The sequence below is a fragment of the Rapidithrix thailandica genome (genome assembly GCF_039710355.1).
In the GTDB taxonomy this organism is placed as follows: domain Bacteria; phylum Bacteroidota; class Bacteroidia; order Cytophagales; family Flammeovirgaceae; genus Rapidithrix; species Rapidithrix thailandica.
On record NZ_JBDKWZ010000024.1, the window covers coordinates 104,594 to 115,651 of the forward strand.

The following is an 11,058-nucleotide window of genomic DNA, read 5'->3' on the forward strand; positions in this document are numbered from 1 at the left end:
TAATATTAACGGGGATAACAGGAGAAAAAGCAGAACCACATAAGTACGGTAGAGCACATAAGGATTCAAGGAGTGGGTAAGGAGGGAGAGAATACTATGAACCCTTCCCTCCTTTACTCCCCCAGTCCCTCAATCCTTCAATCCTTTCTTTCACTCCCTCAACCCTTCGTTGCTTCACTCTTTTCCTTCAACCCTTCATTCCCTCAATCCTCCAATCCCTTCAATAAGGTTGTCTTCCAAATTCCGGTCGATACGGTAGCGATTCGGGTCAATCATGATGTATGCCGGCTTTTCGCTGGTCATAAATTGAATTTGACAGAAATCCTGCTGCAAGTGGAATTTTTGAATAAAGGTCATATTTTGATTCTCCCGCTGCGGATAGTCCGAATAACAAGCGATTTCAATCCATTCGTTGATTGTTTCCTTGAGTTCTTGATGACTGTTATTTTTTAATACGGTTTTCACAGCCTGTACATCCAAGGTGACTTCGAATTGTCCGTTTTTGGGTTTGATTGCTACTTTTGACAATTTAAAATCATGAAAAACCACTCGCTTGAACAAATCATCGATGATTGGAATTTGTGAGGTATCAGCCACTTGGTAAAGTTCGTTCAAAAAATCAATGGAAGTAGGTTTGTGCGGATAGCCAAATTTTTCCAGCATATTTTTAAGCACTGTATTCACTTTGTCTTCCCCGATGAAGTTGCGCAAAGCCATCATCGTATACAACCCTTTTCCATAGTAAACATATGGTTCGCTTCCTGTCACTTGATACAATGGACTTTCAGAAAGTTGATTATTAGTACGGGAACGCAAATAAATATCCAGGGCAAAATCTACTTCATCATTGCCACTGTAAGTTCCGTACATTTTTTCGTAAATGGCATTTTCTGAATATTGTGCAAGTACCTCTGTGAGCAACTTACTTCCCCGGATATAGTTAGGCTCTAAGCAATAGCCCCAGTATTGGTGCGACAATTCGTGCAGATGTCCCTTGGCAAGCTCATTCCGTCCGGAAGAAGATGCTTTCATATGAAACATCCGGTTTTCTACTGCGAAATGCATTCCCGGATAGGCCGAACCGTGGGATTGCCGGCTGGAAAAATAGGGAACCTCTACCACTTTGTAGGTTTTGAACGGGTAAGGCCCGAATTGCTCCTGGCAGTAATCAAACCCATGACGGAGGGCGTCTACAATCCGTTCATTATCGCCATGGTGGTCGGGGTGGTGATAAATGAGTAAGTCAATGCCTTGATGCTGATAACGGGCCAAGGCATAATCAGCTGCAGCAATGGCAAACTGCCGGGCGATTTTCCGGTCGGTTTTATAATGAACATAGCGCCTGCCTTTTTTCACCGTCTCACTTAGCAAATCGCCTACGGTAACAGCCGTTTGGTTTTCCGGTGTAGAAATGAGGGCTTCGAAATACAAGCCATCTTCGCTTTGCCGGGAAGGGCTGTTTTCCGGGTTCGTTTTCACCAGGGGAGCCAAACCTCTTTTTTCTCGCTCTTTTTCATTTTGAATCTCATGATCAGATAAGTACCCGAAAAAAGGAAGATAATCTTCCAGCTCAAAGAATGTCCCGCCTTGCGTGATGTAATGTTCCCCGTCCAGGCGGTCGAAGGGCGAACGGGTAATGGTCACTTCAAACTCCAAACGGGTAGTTTCATGAGGTTTTAAAGGAGTATGAAGCTGAAACCAATAGATCTGATCGGCTAAGTTTTCCTCCAGAAGTTTTCCGGCCGGGAGCGATACCGTATGGCGAATACGGTTGATATGCGGCAGGGAAATCATCAGCTTTTCGATGGGTTTATCGTGTTTGTTTTCAACCAAATAATGTCCTTTTGCCTGGTATCGATGTTCTTCCGGGTAGATATCTATTGCAACATTGACTTGCGTAATGGTAGGTTGGAGTAAATCTGCAAATTGAGAATACTTCTTCTCATACTCAGCCTTTTCGTTCAGCGCTTGTTCTTTTCCGGTAAATTTGCTTAACCCATTCGTTTGATAGAAAATATACCCCCCGCTTAAGAGAAACAGACCTCCAAACAAACAGAGAAGCATCTTTGATTTGGGGGAAAGTACTTCTGCTTTTTGCAGGTTGCCCCGTTTCCAAAACCGGATGGTCAATATCCCGGTAAGACCCAAAAATGCTCCCCAATACATATGGTACCAATTGCTGGCTTCGGCATGGTAGATAGTATTGGCCATGGCGGAAAAGATAAAATCAGGTTGGTAACCAATCAGTGTAAGAGGATGGGTGAAAGGGGTATAACTGATCAGCCTGGGAAGCAGCAAGAGAATGGCCCCCAAAGCAATCCCAACGGCTTTGTTCGGGGCAAACCTCTGTATAAAAAAGGTCAAGCCTCCAAATAAAAGGAGTGGCAACCCAATGTTCTGAAGGGCGATCAGGTACAAATGCGGTTTGATAGCATAATATCCTTGAGAAAGTTGCAAGGCGATAGATGTAAGGCATATGGAAGCAATCAGCGTCAGGCAAATCATGGCCAATGCCAGTAATTTAGAGAGGTAAAGGGTGACACTGGAAACCGGAGTGGCATCGGTCAAAAAGCTGATTTTAACAGCGCGTTCGTTCCAATAAAGCTCAACCGTGAAAAATACGGAAATAAGCATGCCCAGATTTAGCAAGTCACTTTGAAAGAGTTCCAGAATCAACTCGGTGGATGGGTAGAACGCTTCCGTTCCCATACTTCCCCGGTGAATCCGCTCAAACAAAGTCAGGACATTGAAGAGCATGATGGCTATCAGGATGATGAGAAAAGGCAGGCCTTTTAAGACGGTCAGGTATTCGATTTTTATCCGGGAAAACAAGGACAAAAAATGAAATTTCAGAGAATTTGTCTTTACCGGAATTCTGACGTAGCGTAAGGGTTTTTTGAGGGTTTTCTCCTGTTTTTTGGGTTTGTCGGAAGCTTTTTGAAAGATTTTAAAAGAGAAGAACCGGTAAGTAACGGCAAACAACGAAAGCGCGATGGTCAGCCAGAAAAGACGGTTGTAAAGAAAGTTGCCGGACAAACTGGGCAACATGGTATTTTTTTGATCCACCGACCAGTAGGCAGTTTGTTGAAAAAGAGCCATAGGCCCGTAAGGATCTAACAAAGTGGCCAACCCTGATCCTTGTTCCAGCAAGGGATTGTAGGCCGCCATCAGGGGGGAATTCCCTAACAGGGAACCGAAAAAGTAACAGATATACACCAGGAGGATGACGATGTACAGGTAAACGGTTTTTTTGGTAAAAACCGCAGCACTGAAAATAGCCGCACTGCATAACAAAGTATTCGGGACCATCAAAACCAAAAATCCATAGGCATAATATTCCAGATGAAAGGGGCCGATTCGCTCCGGTTCTATTCCATACAAAGCCCCGATCATTGCCACGATGGCAACGAAATGTACCAACAAAGCCATCAAGAATAACCCGGTAAAGCGAGTCGTCAGATATTGAAACTTATCCACCGGAGTACAGAAGATTAGAGATTCCATTTTATATTGGTGATCTCTGAGTAGGGCAGAGGCGCCCAAAAAACCTACGACCAGTATAGTGGCTGTGGTGAGGATGGAAGTTCCGTGAAGAATGGCATAGGTAGAATTGATAAAATAAGCTTTTTCCCCGGCATTGCTCACCAGCACGGTTCCGTTAAGTATTGCTAATGCCATGACAATCCAAAAGACCGGTTGCCGGACATAATAGTTTATTTCAAAAGCCAACATCTTGTTAAACATGTACCCCTCCTTTTTCATGTTGGTGTTGGTACAAAGTGGCAAAGTACACATCTTCCAGGTCGGCTTCGGCCGGTTCAAAACCCAGTTCGGGTTGGTAGTCGGCAAGTACTGCAATTTGGGTTTTCCCCGAAATCAAGCGGGTAGAGATTACTTGCATTGATTGTTGGTAGTGAGGCAATTGTTCTTTCGAAATCATTTTATGCCAGATGTTACCGTTGAGTGCTTCCACCAGTTTATTGGGGCTTCCGTACAACTTTATTTCTCCGGCAATGAGAATCGCCATTTTGGAACAGAGCTGACGGACATCCTCTACGATATGGGTGGAGAGAATGACCACGATGTTTTCCCCGATTTCGCTTAACAGGTTGTGAAAGCGGTTGCGCTCTTCCGGGTCAAGGCCTGCGGTAGGTTCGTCCACAATGATTAATTGCGGATTGCCCAACAGCGCCTGAGCAATGCCGAAGCGTTGGCGCATTCCTCCGGAAAAAGTATTGACCGATTTGTTCCGTACCTGATAGAGGTTGGTTTGCTGCAAAAGCGCTTCCACCTGTTCTTTTCGTTCTTTTTTATGGAGAACTCCTTTTAGCACTGCCAAGTGATCTAGCAGGTTATACGCTGAGATTTTGGGATAGACGCCAAACTCTTGCGGCAAGTATCCCAGGCATTGGCGGAGGACGTTAGGGTTTTGAAGGATGTCTTTATTGTCGAATAAGATTTGCCCGTGAGTAGGCTCCTGAAGAGTAGCCAAGGTTCGCATTAAGGTAGACTTCCCGGCACCGTTCGGCCCCAAAAGGCCGAACATGCCAGGTTCGATGTCAAGCGTGACCGACTTTAGCGCCTGAACACCGTTAGGGTAAGTTTGTGATAGATTTCTGATGGTAAGCATATGGTTCGTATTCCTAATTTGATCCAAAAGTATAGGATTTTATCTGGTTTGACCGATGACAAATGACGAACAACCATTTAAGCCTGTCGAACGACAAGTGCCGTTGTGAACAGCCGTTTCCCCGGTGTCAATTGCTTGAGGAAGATGCTTGAAAACAAAGCTAAAAATGTACATTTGCTGTAATACAAAGAACGTGTCTTACAATGTGATTACTGACTAACAGTCAGGGTTGAAGAGTTGTTGTTCTTCTTTGTTGCCTTGACATGAATACTTTTGCGAACGTTGTGAAAAACTCTTATCCATCTTAAAAAATAGTTAAAGTACATCATTCTTGTGAATGTTTGTAACTCCTTAAAATGAATTCTATCCTCAAAATATCCCTGTTGGCGGGCGTTTACATATTGGCTTTGGTGCTGATTTACCAAGTGGAAAATAGTGATTTGATGCTGGTGTTTCTGTCTTTATCCCTGATGGTACCGGTGATTTACTTGGTGCACGACCGCTATCGACAAAAGGAAAAAATCAGTAAACTGCAAGAGGAAACCCTCAAAGCCGAATTGAACTTATTAAAAAGCCAGATCAACCCGCATTTTTTCTTCAATACCTTGAATAACCTGTACGGACTGGCCGTAGAAAAATCGGACCTTACCCAGGAGGTGATTTACAAACTTTCCGAAATGATGCGCTTCACCATTTATGAGGGACGAAAACACACGGTTTCGGTGAAGGACGAAATTGCCTATCTGGAAAATTTTATTGAACTGCACCAAATCCGTCAGAAACGGGCCGTAGATATACGTTTTGAGAAAGAGATTGAGGATGAAAAACAACGCATCCCGCCTTTATTGTTTATCAATTTATTGGAAAATGCCTTTAAACATGGAGTGAATACTCTGATAGAAGGGGCTTATATCCATTTTACCTTGAAAACCCACCGGCATTTTATACATTTTGAAATGGAAAATAACTTCGAACCTTTGGAAAAACCTTCCAAACGGCCAGGCATTGGAATCGAAAACCTGAAAAGAAGGTTGGCTTTGTTATTTCCGGGAAAACATACCTTTACCAACAGCCGGCAAGAAAAGACTTATACCACCACCGTAACGATAACGCTCCGATGAAGATAAACTACCTGATTATCGATGACGAACCGATTGCTCATACCTTGATAGAAAAGTATTGCAAAGAGTTGCCTTTTATGCACCTTATGGGTAATTGTTATCATGCTTTGGAAGCTATTCCATTATTAAAAACACAGCCGATAGATCTGGTTTTTCTGGATATTAAAATGCCCCGGGTAACGGGCTTTGATTTTCTGAAAAGCTTGTCGCAACCCCCTCATGTCATTGTGGTATCTGCACATAAGGAATATGCCTTAGAGGGATATGAATACAACATCACCGATTATTTGTTAAAACCCTTTTCTTTTGAGCGTTTTTTAAAATCCGTCCAAAAGGTAGTGGATGCGCTTTCCGATTCGGAAATACCTGTGAATCAGCCGGACAGGAGTATCTTTATTAAAGATGAGAAAAAACACCACCGGGTGGGTTTGCATGAGATTGTCTATATCGAAGCCAAAGGGAATTATTGCCTGGTAGTGTTGAGCAGCTCGAACATCATCACCCCGATGAAGATTTCCGATTTCGAACGCTTGCTCCCGGCAGAAGAGTTTTTCAGGGTACACCGTTCCTTTATTGTTTCCAAACATTTTGTCAGCCTGGTGAAAGCCTCTGAAATTCACCTGGGCGAAAAAGTGATCCCGGTAGGCAGGGTGTACAAACCAAACATAGAGCGTATTTTGATTAACTAATAGTAAGCTTACAGGATCGTTTCCCAAGGTTGGCCGGATGTTTATCAAATCAAGTGTGCTTTTCCAATCGTTACCAAGGCATTCGATAACTCTCCCGTAATCGAATGACTATATTTTTTAGGATGATTGCCAAAGAAACAAACCCATTCATTCGTCAAATTGACTTTTGATGGATAATTTTGCTTGAGTACCAAATTATATGTATAAATGTATCTTGCCGATCACTCCTGTAAGTCCCTTGTAGTGGATATCTTAAGCAAGTCTTTTGACAAAAATCAAAGCATTCTCTATGTGGTAAAGGATGGCGTGTCAAGAGCCAGAAACATCCGGAAGTTGATGGAGTATTCTTTTAATATTTGTCTGGAATACGGGGAAGTGTGGTTATCTGAGGACCGGAAAGCTTGTTGCCTGATTTTACTCCCGGATAGAAAAAAAAGCAGTGTGAAGCGTATCTTTTGGGAGGTGCAATTGGCTTTTCATATTAATGTGTTAAAAACGCTTAAACGGGAAGCCCGGATCAAGAAATACCATCCCGACATACCTTTTTGCTATCTATGGTTTATTGGTGTAGATCCTGCTTCTCAAGGCCAGGGGATTGGAAGTCAGTTGTTGGAAGAAGTGATCCGGGAGTATGAAAAAAGAGAGCGGCCCGTGTATCTTGAAACTTCTACGTTACAAAATATACCTTGGTATGAGAAAGCCGGTTTTGAGGTTTTTCGTGAAGTGGAGCTTAGTTATAAACTGTTTTTGCTCAAAAGAGAGCCTTGCCATATCTAAAAGCAGGAAAGGCTCTCTTTAGAAACATGTTCTTAGCGGATAATTTTAGTGTCTACTATTTTGAATCACTTTCCGGACAAATGCATAAATTAAAGGGTTGGGTTCTTCGTAAGTGGAGGTGAGAGCCGGTTGAAACAAAGTGCCTAAAAAGAAGGGATGTTGCTCGACTTCAAATGCTCTGACTTGTCCATCATCGGATAAGGCTGTTATTTTAAGTCCTTGTGTTTTTAAGGTGGCTTGGTATTGGCAATTCAATCCGTAGTTGCAATAGTATCGCCCGGTTAGTTTTTCTTTTCGAATCGTATCAAACAAAATGGAATTTGTATTGACGAGGGTCAATTCTTCTTCTTGTTCTACCAGCGAACAATTTAATTTTGAAATTAGTAAATCGCTTGCATCAGGGTTGATTTCCTCATGGTCGGCATTGGCAATTCCACAGACATTTCTGGCAAACTCCAGAAGCATATGTTGAAAGCCTCCGCAGTTACCGAAAACCGGAATGTTGTGCTCCCTGGCATACCTGATGGCGTCCAATACATTGTGGGTGTTTTTATACGGTGAACCCGGGGCAATCCATAGGCCTGCATACTGATGGTTGAAGGCCGACTTGGCCTCAAAAGTATCCGTACTTACCCAATCAAACCGGAGATCTTCCTCAAACAATTTTACAACTTGTTTTATACTGTCGTCTAAAGCTTGATGAGTGGAATGATTGGGGTTATGATCTCCTAGAATGGCAATATGATACCTCATTGAAATAGTGTATAGTTTAAGTGGATAAATTTTTATCACTAAAGAAATCCGGTTCCCAATACCCAAGTGATGAATGTCCTTGCCGGGTCATTTACTTTTATGGCATTCATCAAGAATAGAATACAAAAAGGAGGGCAAAGAATTCTTTAACGCTCACCTAATCAAGATTCGACCACTACCCAGTTAATGTCTGCTGACAGGAAATGATCGGATTTGTTTTCCCGGATGCCTAAGAATCCGGAAACGAAACTCATAGAAATATTGCTACCCGAATAATTCCATTTGAAGGGAACCACAGAACGCCCTCTGGGAAAGTCGTCAAGTTTCGATCGGAAATCCTCATTCCCTTCTAGTCTTGGATTTCTTATCTGATCTTTTTGCTTGGTGGATTGCGCTTTGATATAAGGGAAAAACAAAGAGATCCAACCCGTTACAAATGGGCCGCCCGATTCATTATTTTCTTTATAAATGGAATTCCAGAAGTCGCGATCCGTTTCTCCGTTGATTGCCCGGATGATTTTTTCAACAAGGGGGTAAATCCGGTTGATCCACCAATCCAAGTGATACTGTTTAAGTGCCGTTAAGGCGGTTAATATGCTTTCATAGTCTTCCTGAGTACCCGTTATTTTGATTTCCGGAATCCCACATAAAGACACAAATTCGTAGTCGAAATAGTGGGACATAGTATCCATGAAAACGATTTCGAAAGCAGTGGTTTCTTTGAGGGTCGAGGTTGAAAAAGTTAAGACGGTATTATCGTACAAATCTTTCCCAATGATCCGGTTAATTTGCCGGGAGAACTCCGGGAAAATCTCTTCCCAAGGGTTTTCCTTACCTTTTGCAAAATCGTCTCTTTGTACCTGAAGGGTTTGCTTTTCTTCAAGCCCTGGGAAGCGCTCTCTAAAATACTCGGGATTGAGCTTTACATGTTCCGCAAAGCCCTGACAGATCAGCAACCATAGATGGTCGGGCGAAATGGCAACCGGTTTGTGTTGGTTAAATGCCATTTGAAGCATTAATAGAAAGTGGTTGGTACCAACCACTTCTTGATGAAGTTTGATATATGCAGGGTCATTGTTAAGCGAAGTGGCTTCCATCTTTCTGGGTGTCATTGTTCCCAAGAGCCCTTTTCCGGAAATTGTATTAAATTCCGTTGGGTTGATTTCCACATCAGCGGCTTTCACAACCACACCCTTATCCGAATTTTGATTCATATGTATCTTTTTTATGATTATGGCCTGGTTTGAACAAAGGATTAAATTTTCAAAGATCCAGACCCCTATACCGTAATTTGAAACTTAACCGAAAATAGGCATCTTTTCAAAAAAGGCCCTTGAAACAGTGGCCGAAAATAGTAAAAGACCGGTAAAAAAAATGACCGATGCAAAAATGCATTCCAAAAGGAAAAATTTATTCAGTACGGTCCGGTTTTCGGTTTTTAGATACCCCGTGAGTAGTTGCAAGGAATTTCTTGATTTCAGGTATAAATAATAACCGATAGCAAGAAAGATCATACCCATCATACTATTGATGAAGGCTTGACTTATTTCGTTAAGCATGCTTCCTATGATGATAATTCCGGTCATACACCAGAGCAAAGCTCCGGCTAAAGAAATAACGCGATATAGTTGAGTTTTACCTTTCATTTACCGGGTTTGTCAAAAGTCGAGTAGATGCCATTGAATTTATGGATTGAAGAGCATCTACTTGACTTTACGTTTAATTACTCAAATGGGTCAGGCGGCCTTGTTCGTCAAATTCCGCCCGTACGGTTTTACCGTCTTTCAGACCCTCGATACTGTGGGCATCGGTTTTAAGCTGAAAGCCTCTGTCAATCAGGTAGTTTTTAAACGCTTCCCGGTGATTGATATCGATACTTCCGATCAGTTGAGGGAAGGTGGTGAAGATTTTTTCAGGATAGTTGTAGTTGACGTCCGGTATTTGATCGCTCTGTATCGTGACGACCAAGGTGCCTTTTCCGTAGTTGGCCAAATAATAACTACTGGCTCCAAACAAACCGGAGGCAATCATACCAATTTTATGCTCAAAGTTATCCCCCACGGCAAAATGAGCCTCGGTAAGTTCTTGAATATTCAGCTTTTCCCCCAAAGCCTTTAAGGCATTGGATTGTTCCAACAGGTTTTCGGGAATACCGCTTTGCGTATTGGCCCAGCCCCACATCCAGGAATTGTCTCCAAAGGAAAGCGATCCGATGACCTGCACCGGAAAAACCAGCTCTTGCCCGAAGGAGATGCAACCTGCATTCATGTCGAATTGCCAGTGATTTTCCCCGATTACCTCTGAGAGCAAGAATTGTTTTTCAAATGCAAGCGCTCCATGCTGTTCGAATAATTCTTCAAAGGATTGTGCTTTGGTTTTTTCGAGTGAATTAAAATTCGTTGTGTCCATGATGGTTTTAGTTTGAATTTATCTTGTAAAATGATAAAAATTATCTCCTAAAGGTTCAAGCATGTAAAAACACATACTGTCCATTTTTACGGTACCTGGGCTATAAATGATGCCTTCTTCCCCATGCATTGCCGATACTTGCCAACAATAGCAAATTTCATTTTTGTAGAAAAAATATCACAGATCTGGTAGAGCTTCATTTTTTGGATGATATTTAAAACTTGACTACTGTCGATCTCTATGTTTTTGGAAATAAGTAAGCTATCCAAGTTGGAATAGGGTGTTTTGTCAGCTTCCTCATAGTAATTCTGATAAAAGCCAAGCAAAGGTTTTTGTCCGTGGGTTCGCTTTTTTACGTTGATGACCAATTTGTCAATGAGAATATAGTCTTCATGCGGAAGATAGGCAATGTTTTGAGTGCTATCCAGGTTTTTGGCAAATTGATGCAAATCTTGAAATGCTACTTTCTTAATCAGCGAACGGCTATTTATTCTGACAGCGTTTGATTTAAAAATAATAATGACAATCCGTATTCTTGCCAGTAGCTCAGGTAAGCGTGCAAGCGACTAGTATTCTATCAAAGATATTGTTTTCAAAATATCTTCTGTTGAGTTTGTAGCAGAACTCGTCCAAGTAGTTCTGTAAGTATTCCGTCCGGGTCTGTTGATATATCCCTTGT

10 protein-coding genes are annotated in these 11,058 nt (G+C 42.2%); 3 read left to right on the forward strand and 7 right to left on the reverse strand.

Annotated elements, in window-relative coordinates:
* Positions 1 to 195: 195 nt before the first annotated feature.
* Both AAG747_RS27210 and AAG747_RS27215 read right to left on the reverse strand, forming a co-directional pair.
* The gene (locus AAG747_RS27210) at positions 196 to 3,744 is read right to left on the reverse strand and encodes a M1 family aminopeptidase (protein WP_346824417.1); all 3,549 of its coding nucleotides are present in this window, start codon (positions 3,742 to 3,744) and stop codon (positions 196 to 198) included.
* The gene (locus AAG747_RS27215) at positions 3,737 to 4,630 is read right to left on the reverse strand and encodes an ABC transporter ATP-binding protein (protein ID WP_346824418.1); all 894 of its coding nucleotides are present in this window, start codon (positions 4,628 to 4,630) and stop codon (positions 3,737 to 3,739) included. The genes AAG747_RS27210 and AAG747_RS27215 overlap by 8 nt, the downstream gene beginning before the upstream one ends.
* 356 nt (positions 4,631 to 4,986) lie before the next feature.
* On the opposite strand from AAG747_RS27215, the gene AAG747_RS27220 reads away from it, so the two are divergent.
* From AAG747_RS27220 to AAG747_RS27230, 3 genes are all read left to right on the forward strand, one after another.
* Positions 4,987 to 5,751 (forward strand): sensor histidine kinase, encoded by a 765-nt coding sequence (locus AAG747_RS27220; protein ID WP_346824419.1) that lies wholly within the window; start codon positions 4,987 to 4,989, stop codon positions 5,749 to 5,751.
* Positions 5,748 to 6,440 (forward strand): LytR/AlgR family response regulator transcription factor, encoded by a 693-nt coding sequence (locus tag AAG747_RS27225; protein WP_346824420.1) that lies wholly within the window; start codon positions 5,748 to 5,750, stop codon positions 6,438 to 6,440. Before AAG747_RS27220 ends, AAG747_RS27225 begins: the two co-directional genes overlap by 4 nt.
* A 207-nt stretch (positions 6,441 to 6,647) precedes the next feature.
* On the forward strand, positions 6,648 to 7,217 hold the full coding sequence (locus AAG747_RS27230) for a GNAT family N-acetyltransferase (RefSeq protein ID WP_346824421.1): 570 nt from the start codon (positions 6,648 to 6,650) through the stop codon (positions 7,215 to 7,217).
* Positions 7,218 to 7,262: 45 nt separating this feature from the next.
* Here AAG747_RS27230 and AAG747_RS27235 read toward each other — a convergent pair whose 3' ends face one another.
* The 5 genes from AAG747_RS27235 to AAG747_RS27255 form a co-directional block, all read right to left on the reverse strand.
* Positions 7,263 to 7,970, reverse strand: coding sequence for a CTP synthase C-terminal region-related (seleno)protein (locus AAG747_RS27235; RefSeq protein WP_346824422.1), 708 nt, complete (start codon positions 7,968 to 7,970; stop codon positions 7,263 to 7,265).
* A gap of 161 nt (positions 7,971 to 8,131) precedes the next feature.
* On the reverse strand, positions 8,132 to 9,184 hold the full coding sequence (locus tag AAG747_RS27240) for a DUF4419 domain-containing protein (RefSeq protein WP_346824423.1): 1,053 nt from the start codon (positions 9,182 to 9,184) through the stop codon (positions 8,132 to 8,134).
* An 84-nt stretch (positions 9,185 to 9,268) separates the two neighbouring features.
* Positions 9,269 to 9,616 (reverse strand): hypothetical protein, encoded by a 348-nt coding sequence (locus AAG747_RS27245; RefSeq protein WP_346824424.1) that lies wholly within the window; start codon positions 9,614 to 9,616, stop codon positions 9,269 to 9,271.
* 73 nt (positions 9,617 to 9,689) lie between these two features.
* A complete protein-coding gene (locus AAG747_RS27250) occupies positions 9,690 to 10,379 on the reverse strand; it encodes a DUF6882 domain-containing protein (protein ID WP_346824425.1) in 690 nt (229 codons plus the stop codon).
* An 86-nt stretch (positions 10,380 to 10,465) separates the two neighbouring features.
* Positions 10,466 to 10,828 (reverse strand): hypothetical protein, encoded by a 363-nt coding sequence (locus AAG747_RS27255; RefSeq protein WP_346824426.1) that lies wholly within the window; start codon positions 10,826 to 10,828, stop codon positions 10,466 to 10,468.
* Positions 10,829 to 11,058 lie beyond the last annotated feature (230 nt).